This is a genomic window from Aeoliella straminimaris (genome assembly GCF_024054565.1).
Taxonomy (GTDB): domain Bacteria; phylum Planctomycetota; class Planctomycetia; order Pirellulales; family Lacipirellulaceae; genus Aeoliella; species Aeoliella straminimaris.
In genome coordinates this window covers 110,615-127,343 of the sequence record NZ_JAMXLR010000077.1, presented here as the reverse complement: position 1 = coordinate 127,343, position 16,729 = coordinate 110,615, and the positions used below count along the sequence as shown (strand labels likewise).

General features: G+C 59.5%; 14 protein-coding genes. 8 read left to right on the top strand and 6 right to left on the bottom strand.

The features are described 5' to 3' along the window. Nucleotides 1-464: 464 nt before the first annotated feature. The 6 genes from NG895_RS30960 to proS form a co-directional block, all read right to left on the bottom strand. Nucleotides 465-1,385, bottom strand: coding sequence for an RHS repeat-associated core domain-containing protein (locus tag NG895_RS30960; RefSeq protein ID WP_425267248.1), 921 nt, complete (start codon nt 1,383-1,385; stop codon nt 465-467). A 494-nt stretch (nt 1,386-1,879) separates the two neighbouring features. Then, complete coding sequence (locus NG895_RS22825) at nt 1,880-3,526, bottom strand: multiheme c-type cytochrome (protein ID WP_252854855.1); 1,647 nt, start codon at nt 3,524-3,526, stop codon at nt 1,880-1,882. A gap of 144 nt (nt 3,527-3,670) precedes the next feature. Next, nucleotides 3,671-4,843, bottom strand: coding sequence for a DUF1573 domain-containing protein (locus NG895_RS22820; protein ID WP_252854854.1), 1,173 nt, complete (start codon nt 4,841-4,843; stop codon nt 3,671-3,673). Nucleotides 4,844-4,921: 78 nt separating this feature from the next. Next, the gene (locus NG895_RS22815) at nt 4,922-5,491 is read right to left on the bottom strand and encodes a DUF4416 family protein (RefSeq protein ID WP_252854853.1); all 570 of its coding nucleotides are present in this window, start codon (nt 5,489-5,491) and stop codon (nt 4,922-4,924) included. Nucleotides 5,492-5,620: 129 nt separating this feature from the next. Continuing rightward, a complete protein-coding gene (locus tag NG895_RS22810) occupies nt 5,621-6,103 on the bottom strand; it encodes a hypothetical protein (RefSeq protein ID WP_252854852.1) in 483 nt (160 codons plus the stop codon). 145 nt (nt 6,104-6,248) lie between these two features. Further along, complete coding sequence (gene proS, locus NG895_RS22805; protein WP_252854851.1) at nt 6,249-7,745, bottom strand: proline--tRNA ligase; 1,497 nt, start codon at nt 7,743-7,745, stop codon at nt 6,249-6,251. 185 nt (nt 7,746-7,930) lie between these two features. Between proS and NG895_RS22800 the strand changes: the two genes are divergently transcribed. The 8 genes from NG895_RS22800 to gcvPA all read left to right on the top strand — a co-directional run bounded on the left by NG895_RS22800 (nt 7,931) and on the right by gcvPA (nt 16,677). Further along, nucleotides 7,931-8,902 (top strand): 3'-5' exoribonuclease YhaM family protein, encoded by a 972-nt coding sequence (locus NG895_RS22800; protein ID WP_252854850.1) that lies wholly within the window; start codon nt 7,931-7,933, stop codon nt 8,900-8,902. 194 nt (nt 8,903-9,096) lie between these two features. Next, entirely contained in the window at nt 9,097-9,969 is an 873-nt protein-coding gene (locus tag NG895_RS22795; protein ID WP_252854849.1) for a TerC family protein, read from the top strand. A 38-nt stretch (nt 9,970-10,007) separates the two neighbouring features. Then, nucleotides 10,008-10,343 carry a hypothetical protein gene (locus NG895_RS22790; protein ID WP_252854848.1) on the top strand — a complete coding sequence of 112 codons (336 nt, stop codon included), beginning with the start codon at nt 10,008-10,010 and terminating at the stop codon, nt 10,341-10,343. A gap of 306 nt (nt 10,344-10,649) precedes the next feature. Then, entirely contained in the window at nt 10,650-12,995 is a 2,346-nt protein-coding gene (gene rnr, locus NG895_RS22785; RefSeq protein ID WP_252854847.1) for a ribonuclease R, read from the top strand. A gap of 166 nt (nt 12,996-13,161) precedes the next feature. Next, nucleotides 13,162-14,289: a glycine cleavage system aminomethyltransferase GcvT gene (gene gcvT, locus NG895_RS22780; protein WP_252854846.1), complete on the top strand. Its 1,128-nt coding sequence runs from the start codon at nt 13,162-13,164 to the stop codon at nt 14,287-14,289. A 41-nt stretch (nt 14,290-14,330) separates the two neighbouring features. After that, complete coding sequence (locus NG895_RS22775) at nt 14,331-14,714, top strand: GxxExxY protein (protein ID WP_252854845.1); 384 nt, start codon at nt 14,331-14,333, stop codon at nt 14,712-14,714. Between the two features lie 77 nt (nt 14,715-14,791). Continuing rightward, on the top strand, nt 14,792-15,190 hold the full coding sequence (gene gcvH / locus NG895_RS22770; RefSeq protein WP_252854844.1) for a glycine cleavage system protein GcvH: 399 nt from the start codon (nt 14,792-14,794) through the stop codon (nt 15,188-15,190). 101 nt (nt 15,191-15,291) lie between these two features. Then, nucleotides 15,292-16,677, top strand: coding sequence for an aminomethyl-transferring glycine dehydrogenase subunit GcvPA (gene gcvPA / locus NG895_RS22765; RefSeq protein ID WP_252854843.1), 1,386 nt, complete (start codon nt 15,292-15,294; stop codon nt 16,675-16,677). Nucleotides 16,678-16,729: the final 52 nt, after the last annotated feature.

Below are 16,729 nucleotides of genomic sequence, written 5' to 3'. Positions count from 1 at the left end.
ACGGGGCTTACACGATTGAGTCTTCTGGAGTTGCGGACTTGTCGCTTTTTCTTAGCAGAACCCACCTTAACATATGAACAATGTTCATCGTCACAAAACCGATTAAGACAACGATACATATCACGCTTTCGATTTTATGCTTGATTAAAGCTGTATCGATGTTAATCCCATCCACGGACGGAGCGAAAGGATATAGCAATAATAATGAGAGTAGATATACCGCGACGATAAGACCGACTTGGTAGCTCAGCCGCTTTCTCAATATCGGCAATCGCTTTGATATCCATATGTCCACTGCAAGCTGAGTCATCACAATCAGCGACAACCTAGCCGGCGAAGGGAGGGAAGGTGTGCGCAAGTGGCTCACTATCCAATAGACACCAACAAGTTGCACAAGCAAAAGCATGCTGAGCACAAGCAGCCAACTTGCGTTCGTGATGAAGTTTATTTTCATCTAGTAACTACTATTGGTTACCTATGTATGGGTTCATGCCATCTTGATCAATATCAAATAGCCAATCGGGGTCGTTCGGTGAAAACCAATGATCATCTCCCCCATACTGTCCCTTCATCGTCCCATGACCAACATCAAAGTACATACATTTTTTCGTGCCATCTTTCTGTGGACAACATAATCGGCCCACACCGTGTGCTATGAACCCATGCGTGATCATTCCAAGCCGATTATAGTATGTGGGTCTTACGGGCCCATACAGCCAACTGTCTTCAAGGACGTAGTCCTCCGGGAGCACAATTAGGTATTCTACAGTGCAGCCGCCGGGTAATACTGTGTTCTCAGGCAATTTGTCTTTGACTGCTTGAAGGTACTCGAAACAGCTTCCTGTGTAGGGCCAAGGTGGATCACCAGTCTGCCCTGTGTCGCCTACAATCTGCATGATATCTACAAAGGCAGATTCACACTTTGGATTACCAGCACACAACGCCTCAACGGATCCCTCATCCGGTGTCAGTGGAGAATTCTTGCAAGACCTGCTGATCACAGCAATTCCGATAAACGAAGAGTAATCCAAGTTCGTGCAACTTGCGGCACAAGCAGCGCGGTTTGGTGCCGTAACGAAAATTGGCTTTGGCTTATTATAGCCACCTTCTCCCAGTCCTTGAGCCTCCTCCTTACACATGCATTTGCAAATCACCAACCCCATCGGATCAGTATACCGAGTTGGCATCCCCCCCACATAGGCATACAGATTCATCCCGCCGCGATACCCAATCGGGTCCCGATTCACGAACCGACCAAGCTGCGGGTGGTAGTACCGATACCTCGAATATTGTAACCCCGTCTCGGGATCGAGTCTCCTACCGGTATAGAGAAACTCGTTATCAATGTCCCGCAGGTAAGACGTCGCCAGCACGGGAGAGGCCATCTTGTGCGGTTGCGGGGGGTAAGAAACAGCACGTGTAAAAAAGTGACTGTTGAAGTCGTCCGCCGGTTTGGTCCAATGGAGTTGCGGCCGTTTGTACCTGCCGTGGCTGTTTGGCAATCGGAATGGCGATTGGCTGTGCGCTATAAGCTATAGGCCAGAGGTCGTTGGTGGCCGTTCGCTCCGCGAACGAGCGTAATGCCGGAGGCGCTCATTCGCGGAGCGAATGGCCACTATTGGAGTTTTGGGCCAACGGAGTTTTGGGCCCACGGCGGTGGCCCAAAACACATGCGGGGAACAACGCGCGGGGTTTTGTCGCACGCCGCGAATGGTTTTACCGAGAAAACAAGGGGTTTCACCACCTGGGGGAGGACAAAACCGCTGGAGTTTTGGGCCCATGGATGTAGATCCCGGATGTTGGCCCAAAACTTCCGTGCGCGAGCCGGCTCGCGGCGGGGAATCCACCGTCTGGCGACGGTAGCTACGGCGTGCGCCGCTCAATACTTCCCTTCGTGCTTCACCGGGTTCTCGTCGCGATCCCAGTAGTCCTGGAAGTCGAAGTCGGGGGAGTTGTCCAGATCGTGGCACTCCAGGCAGTTCTTCACGACGTCGCCCAGCACCTGACCTTCCATGTTGCCCTCGTTCTCGACCACTTTCATCCGCAGGGCCGCCCGAAAGTTCTCGATTTCGGTGTCGGTTGCATCGATGTTACCCATCTCGGCATCGTAGTGATCCTTGGCCGGGCCATGGCAGTTCTCGCAACCCTGCATTTTGAGATGGGGTGTTTTCTCCAGGCTCTCGTATCCCGTCACGTAGGGAGCGAAGCCCTGGGGATTCCAGCCCGTCACATGGCAGCTGACGCACTCGGGGTCGAAGTGCCGGGGCGGGTCGAGCTGCACCAATGTCTCGGTGGCGTGAGCGTGCGGGCTCTTCATAAACACGTCGCAGGCGTCGGTATGACAGTCGGCACAGACTTCGCTGCCGACGAAGCCGCTACCGCCACCGGGCGTTGCCAGCGGCTTGCCGGTCAAAGGTTCCCACCCCTTGCCCGAGGTGACAAGCGTCTTGAGCTGGTTCTGATAACGCACCATCAGTTGTTGCATCTCGGGGGCATCTTCGAAGCGATGGTCCATGGGCACTTTTTGATAGCGGTACCGCGGCTGGCCTTGCTTGTAGATACCAATCACCACGGCGTACATGCCCTTGTGACCGATCTCGATCAGGTTGGCGCCCGACTCAGGGATAGGTGTTGCTTGCTTGGGTGGTTCGTCGCCCCCCTTGCCGGCGACAACCCAGCGGAACTGGGGGAACTTGGCGGACAGCGCCTTGGCCTCGGACACTTCGCCATAGACCAACAGCACCATTTCGTCGCAGTTCTCGGCCAGCAGTTTGGGCAGCACTTGCTGAATGCCCTCCTCGGGCGAGACGGTCACCAGGTCGGTCATCGACGCGACGGAAGCAATGCCTTGCTTGCCCAACACGGCGGTCATACCAACTTTGAAACCGTTCTTTTCGACGACGCGGTAAGGTCGGGTGAAACCAAACTCGGGATCCACCAATACCACGTTCGCCGATACCAGCGGGTTGGGGCTCAGGTTCGCTGCTTCGGACAGCATGTCGAGCTTCAGTTCCTTTTCGCCAAAGCCGACGGCCGAGTAATCCATCTCGACCAAACCTTCGAGGATCCTGCCGAGCTTGATTTGAGCTTGCGGGCCGTAGCGCCGCACCAGGCCGCCGGTGTCCATGGCAACGATCGGCCACCCCTGATCGCGAAGCTGCTTCATCATGGTCATCCGCCGCTTGAAGCCCCCCTTTTGGTTCTCGAGCCCGGCGCAGCCGCATGGTTCGAGGAAGCCCATCTGTTCGCCAGTGAACACCATCGCCAGATCGGGCTTGGGCCAGTCGACGAAGATCGGGCCGTTCGCTTCGATGGGATCGGGCTTGGGCTTGTGACCAGCGGCCAGTTCGACAACGGGCTTGGCGACAAAGCGGGCTTCGAACTTGGGACCTACCCGGATGGTCTCGTGGGGCGTTTCGCTGGCCGCATTGTCGGTAAAGGCAAACGCCGCCCACATGGGAGCGGCGAACAACAACAGCACAACCAGGAAGGGACGCGAACGGCGTATGGCGGGATGCTTCGTCATGTGGTAATTCGGGGGGAGGGGGTATCGGAACGGGCCGTACTCGGATTGTCGGAACTTACGGCAAACTTCTCCACCCCCACCCACGCGGGCTGGAAAAGTCGCCGCAGGCGGGAGGGTTGGTCACACGGCGTGTGCCCGGCCGGTCTATTTGGTGACAGCCGCACCTTTAATCACAAACCGGACGCCAAAGCTGATCTCGGGACTGGTGGGATGATTGGTCTTCAGCACCACACTGCCACCTTCGCCCTGGCCGGTACCGTTACGAATAGCCGGCGGCAGGCCGGGTGGCAGCCGCAGAGTCAGCGGCACGTGATACAGGTCGTCGCGCAGCTTGCGGGGCTCGCCCAGTTCCACTTCCAGGTATTCGGGATCGAGCTCGGCCACCTCGAACTTGGTATCGGCTGCATGCTCGCCACCAACGTTGAGGAACAGCTTGACCTCGGCGCCCTCCTCGCTCTGGACATCGCCAAAGTGGACCGAACCGGTCACATCGTTGTAGGCCGCGGGGCCGCGAAGTTCGATGTCGCCCACCACGGTGCCCATGATCGGCACCCGCAGTTCTTCGGCTTCCTTGATATTGGTATGCAGCATGACCCAGTCGTGAATCGGTCCGAGCGGAAGTTTGCCAAGCGGCGTCACATCCACTCGATATCCGGCCTTGGCTTTGGCGTCAGGCAGTTCGTCGTGGGGCACTTCGACAACTTCGATGTTGTACTTGCCTTCATCCTCCGGGTTTTCGATGTTGGCCGATTCGATCTCGAGGTCTTCGTCCTCGAACGACATGACGTACAACGACTCGGTGCGTTGGTCTTCGGCCCGCAGCTTGTCGAAGAACCATTGGTTCGGCTCGACGGTGCTGACGTTGTTTACCATGCCCTCGACAGTCAACTCCACCCGCCGGGCGCGGGGGTCGTTGGTCTCCAGCGTGGCGGTCTGGCGAAACGTGCCGGCGTTCACTTTGGCTACCCAGGTGAGCGTCAGGTCTTCGGTCTCGCCCGGCGGAATGGGGTTCTTAGCCATGTCGCCGGCCGTGCATTTGCAAGTGGTGCTCACCACCTGCACGGTAAGCGGCTTGGTCCCCTTGTTGGTGACCTTAAAGCTGTGCTTGCGAGAGGTACCCCGCTGCATGGAGCCAAAGTCGTACTGCACGGCGTCGATCTCGAACTTGGGATAATCGGACTCGTCACCGGTGGTGTCGCCCCGCAGTGCACTGATCTCTTCGGCCGACCGCTGGCTGCCAACACTTTGATACGCCGACCACGCGCCGACGCTGCTACCGATGAGAAGAGACACAACCACAATCGGGAGAGCACGCATAGGAGAAAGCTCGCTGGAAATTCAACACGGACAAAAATGGGGGCCTTTTCAAATCTTAGGCCGCCACGGCGGGGCGGGTCAATCAATGGGCAATTCTTCGCCCGGCGCCCGGCTCCGCAGCTGCTGGCGGAGATACCCCCGGGCAGCGGTGAAATACTGCTGAAAGTCGTCCCGCTGGTAATCCGGATAGGTCCACGGCATCGATTTCCACCCCGAACTGCGGGAATACCCCAGCGTAATTTCGGCGTAGATGCCGCGCGACAGGTAGATGCGGTGCGAGTGATTCTTGGTCGATGCCAGCACCAGCTTCGACTCGGCGATGTAACCGGGATCGAGATTCAGCGGCCGCGGCTCAGGATGATCGGCCGCGGCGGCATATTCGGCTTCCCACCCATTGGTGAGGTGCTTCACGCTGGCCAGCTCACCGGGATTCGCGAGCACCGCGGAGCAAACGAACTGCTTCTTCAGCTCAATGCCCATTTCGGCATCGTAGTAATCGGTATCGTGAAACACGAACGCATCGCTCACCACCGCATGCTCCCCCCACTCGGCTTCCACGCGCTCGCGAGCCCACGCGAGTGCTTCGTCGTACCGACTGATGATCGCGACGAGCCTGAGAACCGGTTGTGGGGGGTGGATGGAACCCATGGGGATGTGTTTAGGATTGCAGACGCGCGGTGGATTCGCGGAACGCGAGGCGGTCCGGTATTAAAGTCGAATGCAAGTGGAAACGCTGCAGTAGAGTACCCAATAGCCGGAGGGCCACGCCCTCCGCGACTAAGTCACAAAGCCTGTGTAGCGACTCCACTTTACTCCGCGATGCGAAGGGAGATAAGTGCCGAGCAGGTAGTCGAAATGACTGCGAGTGCGAACTCGCTTACGGCTTCCCCCCTCGCTGAACCACTTTTGCGAGCGAAACGCGGCATTCAGGGCTCGGCTAAGCGACCCTTTTACGAGACCTCGCATCTTCACCGCGTCTCGGCCGTCGGTCCACGAGATAAGCACGTGTGCATGAGAGATATCTGTAGCGGTATAGCACGCAACAAATCGTTGCCTCTCTTGCGAAGCGACAACGCTAAGAGCGATTACCCGTTGAAGCTCAGCCGTCAGACGGATTTGATCGCCCTTCATCGACTCGACGTAAAGTCGATCCATATGGGCATCCTGCGCGACGAGCCCCTCATCGCGACGAACGTATCCCCGCTCGCGGTTCGGCATCCACGATCCGTACGCGTGGTAAGTGAAGAGGTAGCAGGGCATGGTGTGGGAGACTTGTTCGCGGACCGCGTGGCGGTCCGGCTAGGGGGAAGTGACTCCATTCACCAGAACGTGAACAAAATAACACCACCACGTTTCGCTGTCAACGAACTACGCGGTTCTCCCTTGAACCAGCCCTATCAACCCCCTAGTACGCTCGCGCAAATACCCCGCGCTGCTGGCTCTCGCCGCCGGTGAAGATGCACTTGCCTTTTTCCTCTTTCCCATCCAGAGGAATACAGCGCGCGGTGAGCTTCATCGCTTTGAGCTTCGCTTCCATCTCCGCCCCGTCGACGAAGTGGCAGTAGGCCATGCCACCGGGGGCGTCTTCGGCGAAGAACTTCTGGAACTCGTCCATCGAGTTGAGCTCGACCGTAGACTCTTCGCGGAGCTTCGCGGCCCGGTCGTACAGGTTCTGCTGCATCTCCTCGAGCATCTTGGTGATCCCAGCGACCAGTTCGCCGCGGGGCGTACCGGTGCCTTTGCCGCCAATGTCGCGACGGGCGACGAACGCTCCCTCGCCCTTCACGTCGCGGGGGCCGATCTCGGCGCGGATCGGAACGCCGCGCTTCACCCATTGCCACTTCTTGTCGCCGCCGCGGATGTCGCGATCGTCCAGCTTCACGCGGACCGCCGCGCCGTCGAATGTCTGGGCTTCGAGCTCGGCCTTGAGCGACTGGCAGTAGGGCAGCACCACGGCTCGCTCTTCGTCGTTCTTGTAGATGGGCAAAATCGCCACGTGCGCGGGGGCCAGCTTGGGCGGGATAACCATGCCATCGTCGTCGGCGTGGCTCATGATCAATCCACCGACGAGCCGCGTCGAGACGCCCCAACTGGTGGTCCAAGCGTGGGTCAGGTCACCCGACTCGCTTTGGAACTTGATGTCCTGCGCCTTGGCGAAGTTCTGACCCAGGAAGTGGCTGGTGCCAGCTTGCAGGGCTTTGCGATCCTGCATCATCGCTTCGATCGAAAGCGTGTCGACGGCGCCAGGGAACCGCTCGCCGGCGGTCTTGCGCCCCTTGATCACGGGCATCGCCATGTAATTCTCGGCGAAGTCGGCGTACACGTCGAGCATCTGCCGAGTCTCCTCCTGGGCCTCCTCGCTCGTAGCGTGCACCGTGTGGCCTTCCTGCCAGAGGAACTCGGCCGTGCGAAGGAACATGCGGGTCCGCATCTCCCAGCGGACCACATTGGCCCATTGATTGATCAGGATGGGCAAGTCGCGGTAGCTCTGCACCCAGCGGGCGAACGTGGCGCCGATAATCGTCTCGCTGGTGGGGCGAACGATCAGCGGTTCTTCGAGCTTGGCCTGGGGATCAGGCATCAGGCCGCCGGAGCCATTATCGACCAGCCGGTGGTGCGTCACCACGGCGCATTCCTTGGCGAATCCCTCAACGTGCTCGGCTTCCTTTTCGAGGAAGCTCATGGGGATGAACAGCGGGAAGTACGCGTTCTCGTGCCCGGTGGCCTTGAACATGTCGTCCAGCTTCCGCTGCATATTCTCCCAGATGGCGTAGCCCCACGGTTTGATGACCATGCAGCCGCGGACGTCGGAAGTCTCGGCCAGATCAGCGGCTTTGATGACCTGCTGGTACCATTCGGGGTAATCTTGCTCGCGAGTGGGGGTGATAGCGGTCTTGGCCATGAGGAGTCGGGTTTCGGGGGTTGGGGGTCAGGGTTTCAAGATTCGACATTCTAAAGCACACGCATGTTCAGTTAAATCCGAGTCTGGCCACGGGCAGGTCGGAGCTCGTCGGCTAGTTTCCGACCGAGAAAACGTGTTACCCTGGGTTCCCTGACCCCCGACCTCTGACCCCCGAATCCTCCCAAATGTCCCGACGTTACGCGACCCAATTGGCCCACAACGAGCACGTTCACCAGACGTTCCTTGCCAGCGACAAGAACCTGCGGCCCAACCGCAACGGCAATTACTACCTGCAACTGCAGCTGGCGGACCGCAGCGGTTCGATCGACTCCCGCCTGTGGAATGCGAGCGAGAAGGATTACAAGGACTTCGACAATGGCGACTACGTGCTGGTGGATGGCAGCACGCAGTTGTTCCAGGGCAATATGCAACTGATCATCAACTCGATCCGCCGCGCTCGGCCCGACGAGGTGGATGAGGGGGACTTCATGGTCCGGCAGCCGGCCGAGATCGATCAGTACGCCACGCGGCTGGCCGAGCTCCTCCGCGGCATCAAGACACCGGAGCTGAAGAACCTGGCCGAGTGTTTCCTGATGGACGACGAGTTCATGAAGAAGTTCACCACCGCCCCAGCCGGCATGAAGAACCACCACGCCTACAAAGGTGGCCTGCTGGAACACGTGGTGAGCGTGATGGAACTGGTGCTGCTGGTGGCCCCGCGGTATCCGCAGATCGATGAAGACAAGCTGCTGATCGGCGCTTTTTTGCACGACGCTTCCAAGATCGACGAGCTGTCGTACGATCGGGAGATTGGCTACACCGACGAAGGCCAACTGCTGGGGCATATGGTCATGGCGATGAGTCTCTTGGACAGTAAGATTGTGGAGGCCGAGCGGCTCTCCGGCGAGCCGTTCCCCAAGCCGCTGGCCATTGAAATCAAGCACATGATCATCAGCCACCACGGCGAGTACGAATACGGCAGCGCCAAGCTGCCGATGACGCTCGAAGCGGTCGCCTTGCACCACCTCGACAACCTGGACGCCAAAATCAACAGCTTCGGCACCCTGATCGCCGACTGCCCGAACTCCGACAGCAACTGGACACAGTACTTTGGCAACTTGGGGCGGAAGTTGTATAAGGGAGTGACGGAAGAGTGAGTAGGTGAGTAAGTCTTGTCATCCTGGGGGGGAGTTCAGCGACCCGCAGGATCTGCCAAAACGCAGTGCTTGAATTTCACGCCACGCACATCACTCACCTGCAACAATAGCCGACGAGCTACACCTCGTCGGCTTTTTTTTGATACATTACGCTCCGCTTTGCTTTCGTCGCCTCCCACATGGATTTCGTCGCCATGCACCAATCAATGCTCCCCAGCCTGGCCATCTTGCCGATGGAAATGTTCTCCTTCCAGCCGATCATCGACAATCCCCTGAATAGCTTGTTCACGCTGCTGATGCTCGTGTTGCTGCAGGCAGTGCTGGGGTTCGATAACCTGCTGTACATCTCCATCGAGTCGAAGCGGGCGCCCGAGGAGAAGCAGGCGTACGTGCGGCGACTGGGCATTGGCATTGCCATCGTGCTGCGAATCATTCTGCTGTTTGTGATTCTCAGCGTTTTGGAGTACGTGCAGGAGCCGCTCTTTGGCTTCACCATACCGGGGCTCTCGAAAGACCACGACACATCCGGGGCGTTCACGCTGCACAGTCTGATTTCGCTGGCCGGTGGGGCGTTCATTCTTTATACGGCCGTCAAGGAGATTCATCACCTGATCTCCATCGACGAACCGGGCCACGATGTGAAAGAGGGCGGCCGCAAAAGCGTGGGCGCCGTGATCTTTTGGATCGTGCTGATGAACCTGGTGTTTTCGTTCGACTCGATCCTGTCGGCCATGGCCCTGACGCACGACTTCTGGATCATGGCGGTGGCCATCGTCATCAGCGGCGTACTGATGATCGTGCTGGCCGATACCGTGTCGGCCTTCCTGAAGAAGAACCGCCTGTACGAGGTGCTCGGCCTGTTCATCCTGTTCATCGTCGGCGTGCTGCTGATCTCCGAAGGCGGCCACCTGGCGCACCTGCACCTGTTCGGCTACATCGTCGAGCCGATGGCCAAGAGCACCTTCTACTTCGTGATCGCCGTGCTGGTGGTAGTCGACATCGTCCAAGGCCGCTACCAGAAGAAGCTGCAGGCGATGAACAAAGCCAAGGCCGGCGGCACGGCTTAATCACCACGGAGGACACAGAGAGCGCAGAGGAGATTGCAATGCCACACACGATGAAATGGATCTTGGTGGCGACCACATTGTTCGTTGTCACGACTGGTTGCGGCCACCGACAAACATCTTTGCAAATCGAGTGTCGAAATTACCTGGAAGCGGGCCCACCAGCACATATGGAAGACTACGTGCCTGGCTCCCTGACCGAGATAGTAATCGCCCACGGAGCGAAAGGTGCGTCACTCGATCCTGAGCTTGTAGAGCTCGGAGAAATCATCGTGATGGAATCGGAGTCTCTATCTGATGTCGAAGATCCTGCGATCCGAGAATATATGCAGCAAGGTGCCGATTTGGTGAGGCGCGTAGTTGAAGCGAATCAATAGCCGTTCCGATGGCATATCAAACACTAACCGGCGCTAATATTCGCTAACACAAGTAGTGGTTATTAGCGTGGATTAGTGTTCCAACTCTTCTCCGTGACCTCTGTGCTCTCCGTGGTTGAAAATTCCTCGGTGGTTCACTCCGGGCGGTGACGCTTCCGGCTCGCTGGGGTGAACTCCACCGGCTAACACCGGGTCTGGATAAAGAGTACGATGAAAGGACTGTCCGGCGAGGCGTCGCTCGCCAGCTATTGGGGCTCTTGCGTTAGAGTCCCTCGTCCCTAGCCCCTAGCCCCCAGCCCCTCCCAGATGGATTCTGATCTTCGCGTTGCCATCTTCACCTACACCAATCAGCCGGCCTACAAGCCGATTAAGCCGGTGGTGATCGCCGAGCGGCTGGGGTTGATCGAGGAGGACCGCATCAAGGCGGTGCGGCGGACCATCAAGAAGATGGTAAAGGCCGGCGAGCTCGAGTACGGGCCAAACCACCTGGTGCTGCCGGTGGACGAGGATCATCCCTCGCGGGCAAACCTGGCGCCTAAGAAGAAACCCAAGCGGGAGGACACCTCGAACCAGATCGTCGGCACCTTCCGCCGGGTGTCGACCGGCGAGGGGTTCGTCCGCCCTGCGGGCACGCAGGCCAGCGCTGGCCGCGATGCCGATATCCACATCGCCAAGAAGGCCGCGCTCGACGCCCATACCGGCGATACGGTTCGCATCAAGATCGACAAACAGTCGGGCTACAAGGGCAAGCCGGAGGGACGCGTAATCGACGTGGTGGAACGTTCCACCAGCCAGTTCGTCGGCACCTACTTCGAGCGGGCCGATATGGGACTGGTGGAGGTCGACGGCAAGGTGTTCACCAATCCCATCTACGTCGGCGACCCCGGTGCCAAGGGTGTGAAGCCGGACGACAAGGTGGTGATCGACATGGTCCGCTTCCCTTCGCACAGCCGCGATGGCGAAGCGGTGATCGTCCAGGTGCTGGGCGGCAAGGGCGAGCCAGGTGTCGATACCACCAGCATCATCTACGAATTCGGCCTGCCGGGCGAATTCTCCGACGAAGTGATTGCCGACGCCCACGCGCAGGCCGACAAGTTCGACGAGTCGATTGGCCCCGATCGCCGTGACCTGACGGCCGAGACCATCATCACCATCGATCCGGCCACTGCGCGGGACTTCGACGACGCCATTTCGCTGAAGCGAATTGACAGCAAGTTCGGCGAAGGCTTCCACTGGCTGCTGGGCGTGCACATCGCGGACGTCAGTCACTTCGTGCCGCCGAAGACGACACTCGACAGCGAAGCCTACAACCGAGCGACCAGCGTCTACCTGCCCGACACGGTGATCCCGATGCTGCCGGAGATCATCTCGAACAACCTGGCGAGCCTGCAACCCGGCAAGGTTCGCTACGCCATGACCTGCGAAATCGAACTATCGGCCGAGGGTGTACCGGTGGCCGTGGACGTGTTCAAGAGCGCCATCAAAAGCTGCCGCCGGTTCACCTACGAAGAAGTGGACGAGTACCTGTCGGTCAAGAAACTGGTGGATCGCCCCCTTGCCCGCAAAGCCGAGGGAGTTGTCGACACCCTAAAGCCCGAAGTCGACACGCTGCTGGGCGACATGTTCGAGCTGGCGATGATTCTCCGCGCCCGCCGATTCAATGCCGGGGCGCTGGAGCTCTCGATGCCCGAGGTGGAGATCGACCTGGACGACGACGGCAAGATGTCGGGCGCCCACGTCGAGGTGAACACCGAGAGCCACCAGATGATCGAAGAGTTCATGCTGGCGGCCAACATCGCGGTGGCCACTAAGCTGCGGGACGAGGGAATGATCTTCCTGCGCCGCGTGCATGGCGATCCCGACAGCCGCAAGCTCAAGGCACTCACCAGCTTCGTCCGCGACCTGGGCTTCAAGGTCGACAGCCTCGAAAGCCGCTTCGAACTGCAGAAGCTGCTCGACAACGTTGAAAGCGATCCCCGCCGCCACGCGGTGAACTACGCGGTGCTCCGCTCGATGCAGCGAGCGATTTACAGCCCCGAGGACGAGGGCCACTACGCCCTGGCGGCCGATTGCTACTGCCACTTCACCTCGCCGATTCGTCGGTATCCCGACCTGACGATCCATCGCCTGATCAACGCGCTGAACGAAGGCCAAAAGCCGCCGCAGAAGATGGAGGACTACTTTATCTGGGGCGACCATTGCAGCGAACGCGAGCAGCGGGCCACCAACGCCGAGCGGGAGCTCACCAAGGTAAAGCTGCTGCACTACTTGGAAAACAAGATCGGCATGGAGATGGAGGGCATCATCACCGGCGTCGAGCGTTTTGGATTGTTTGTGGTAGGCCGCGACATTCCGGCCGAGGGCTTCATCCACATTTCGGCCCTGGGTGACGACTACTACAAATTCGACCGCGATAGCCACTCGATCACGGGTTTCCAGGCTGGTAATTCGTATCGATTGGGCGATATCGTCCGCGTGGCGGTGGCCACCGTGGACGTGGAAGCCCGCGAACTCGACTTCCGCATGCTGGGCCACACCAGCGGCGGACGCGCACCAACCAGTCGATCGAGCGCCACGCCTGGCAAAGACCGCCAAGGCAAGAGCAAGGGTAAAGGAAAAGGGAAAGGTCGCAAGGGCAAGCGAAAGCGGTAAGTCAAATGCGGATGGCGGAATGCACCGCCGTTTCTCTCGCCCTAGATTCCACATTCCGAACTCCGCCTTCGCACCTCACCCCTGGCAAGTGGCGTGCGGCCGGCTAGAATGCGGTATTCCTGCACCCGAAGTCTCTCGGCGCCCCCTCCCCACCGAGGTCCCCCCCATGCCGACCACTGCGAACCTGGCTCACACACCGCTACACGACTGGCACGCCGCGCATGGCGGCCGAATGGTCGACTTCGCCGGCTGGAGTATGCCGGTGCAGTACGCGTCCATTGTCGATGAGCACAACGCTACCCGTACGGCCGCTGGCCTGTTCGACATTTCGCACATGGGTCGCCTGGCGTTCCATGGTCCCGATACGGCGAAGTTCCTCGACGCGATGGTGACTCGTCGCATCGCCGACATGAAACCGGGACAGATTCGCTATGGCCTGATGTGCAACGCCGACGGTGGCATACTGGACGACGTGCTCGTTTATCGCTGGGACGGCGAACTGCAGAGCATGCCCAATCCGCCATCGTTCCACATGGTGGTCAACGCCAGCAACCGCCAGAAGATTCTCGACTGGCTGGTCGATCGCCAGGTGGAGTTCGCCGCCCGCACCGAGGACCTCACCCACAGCACGGCCATGATTGCCCTGCAGGGTCCGCTGGCCATCGAGAAGACCGACCCGCTGTGCGACTGCGAGCTGACCTCGCTGCGGTACTACCGCGGCATCGCCACCCGCGTGCTGGGCCACGACTGCTACCTGAGCCGCACCGGCTACACCGGCGAGGATGGTTGCGAGATCATCTGCCCGGCCGAGAATGCCGTGGAGATCTGGGAAACGCTGCACGAGTCGATCGAAGAATCGGAGGGAATGGCCGTCGGCCTGGGCGCCCGCGACACGCTCCGGCTCGAGGCGGGGATGCCACTGTATGGTCATGAGCTCTCGGAAAACATCAATCCGCTTCAGGCGGGGCTCGACTTTGCCGTGAACCTGCCAGACCGCGACTTCATTGGCCGCGACGCCCTGGTGAGCGCCACCGAAGGGGCTCGCCCAGTGCGAGTCGGCCTGCAGATGGACGGTCGCCGCGCGGCCCGTGATGGCTGCCCGGTGCTGGAAGGCGACAAGCCGGTCGGCACCGTGACCAGCGGCACCTACTCGCCTACATTTGAACGACCGCTGGCCATGGCTTACGTAAAGCCTGCCGTGTCGGCAATCGGCACCCCCCTCTCCGTCGACATCCGCGGCACCCAACTCCCCGCGACCGTCGTCCCGCTGCCGTTTTACCAACGCGGAAAGTAAAGGTGTGTCACGCAGAGGCACAGAGACCGCAGAGAGAAGAATTGGAGATTAACGACATAACGAGGCAGATTGTCGACGCAGCAGTCAAGGTACATTCCCACCTTGGACCTGGATTGCTCGAATCGGTTTACCTACAGTGCCTGGCGTATGAATTGAGGGAGCGAGGGCTTACAGTCGAAAAAGAAGTCCCGCTACCCATTACTTACTTTGGAGTAAGAATCGAAGCCGGTTTTCGAATTGACTTGCTTGTGGAAGACCAAGTGGTCATTGAACTGAAATCAGTCGAAGAGATTGCACCCGTTCACAAAAAACAGCTGCTTACCTACCTCCGTTTGACCGACAAGAAGATCGGTCTACTTTTAAACTTCAACGTCAACCTGATGAAGGACGGTATCACTCGGATTGCAAACGGCGCTGCAGACTAGCTCCCCTCCCTCCTCCGCGCCTCTGCGTCTCTGCGTGACACCTTCCCCAAGAATGCCCCCTACAGGAGCAAGAAACGATGAATCCTGAGACTTTGCTGTACGCCAAGACACACGAGTGGGTGTCGCTTGCTGAGGAAGGTGGCTCGAAGGTGGCCACGGTGGGCATCTCGGCCTTCGCCGTTGAGGCGCTGACCGACTTGGTATTCATGGAACTGCCGAAAGTTGGCCAGCAAGTGAAGCCAGGCGACTCGATTTGCGAAATTGAGTCTGTCAAAGCCGTGAGCGACCTCTATAGTCCCGTAGAGGGCGAAGTGGTCGAGATCAACGAGCCCCTGCCCGATACCTTGGAAACATTGAGCGAAGACCCCTTCGGCGCCGGCTGGGTCTGCAAGATCAAGCTCGCCAGCGAGACGGGTCTCGACAAACTGATGGACTACGCCACCTACCAAAAGGCGTGCGAAGAAGAAGCACACTAAATGCGGAGTGCGGAATGCGGAATGCGGAATCGCATTTGGCAGCCCGTGCTTCCGTATCTCATTTAATTCCGCAATCCGAATTCCGAGTTCCGAATTCCCCCATGCCTTACCTCTACAACACTCCCGAAGATCAGGCGGAAATGCTTTCGGCGATCGGCGCCGAGTCGATCGATGAACTGTTCAAGTCCATTCCCGACGAGCTCCGCCTGAATCGTCCGCTGGACATTCCCCGGGCGCTGGGCGAGTTGGATCTGGAGCAACATCTCCGCGAACTGGCTGGACGCAACCTGCACGCCAGTAATGCCGTGTCGTTCCTGGGCGGTGGCAGCTACGACCACTTTGTGCCGGCGGCCGTCGACACAATTGGGTCGCGCAGCGAGTTTTACACCAGCTACACCCCCTATCAGGCCGAAGTGGCCCAGGGCAACCTGCAGGCAATGTTCGAGTACCAGTCGCTCATCACGCGGCTCACGGGGCTCGATGTCTCCAACAGCAGCCTGTACGACGGTGGCAGCGCCACGGCCGAGGCCGTGCTGATGGCCGTCGACTCGACCCGCCGCAGCGGGCGGGTGGTGATGGCCGAGAGTGTCCATCCCGAATATCGCCAGACGGTCACCACCTATCTGGCGAACCTGGGCGTCGAAGTCGTGACCGTTGGCACGCCCGAAGGCACGGTGGACGTCGCAGAGCTGACCGCCGAGGTGAACGACCAGACCGCCTGTGTGGTGCTCGAGCATCCGAACTTCTTCGGCGCGCTGGAGGACGCCGAAACCATCGCCCAAGTGGCCCACGACGCCGGCGCGTTGATGATCGGCGTGTTCGATCCCATCAGCCTGGGGCTGCTGAAGCGGCCTGGCGACTGGGGCGCCGACATTGCCGTGGCCGAAGGGCAGTCGCTTGGCACGCCTATCAGCTACGGCGGCCCCGTGCTCGGTATCCTGGCCTGCACCGACAAGCTAATCCGCCGCCTGCCGGGCCGAGTGGTAGGCGAAACGACCGACCGTCGGGGCAATCCCTGCTACACCCTGACCATGCAGACCCGCGAGCAGCACATCCGCCGCGAGAAGTCGACCAGTAACGTCTGCACCAACCAGGCGCTGTTCGCCCTGCGGGCAACGGTTTACCTGTCGCTCGTCGGCCCCGGCGGCCTCAGGGACGTGGCGAACCTGTGCCTGCAGAAGAGCCGCTACCTGGCCGACCAGCTCGACTCCACGAGCCGCTTCGAGCTGGTGTTCAACGCTCCCACGTTCAAAGAGTTCGTGGTCCGCGACAAAGAGGGCGCCGTGGAAGCCTTGGTGGCCGACGCCGCCAAGGAAGGCTACCTGGCCGGCATCCCGCTCGGCGGTTGGTACCCGAACCTTGCCGACTGCATGCTGGTGTGCGTGACCGAAAAGCGAACCAAAGCCCAGATGGACGCCCTGGTCGAAGTGCTCCAAACCGGCGCCGCCAAAGCCGCCGCTGACGAGTTGATCCAAGCGGGGATCTAAGGCGAGCCGGGAGCGTCAGCGCCCGGAGTTGAACAACCAATATACAAAGACC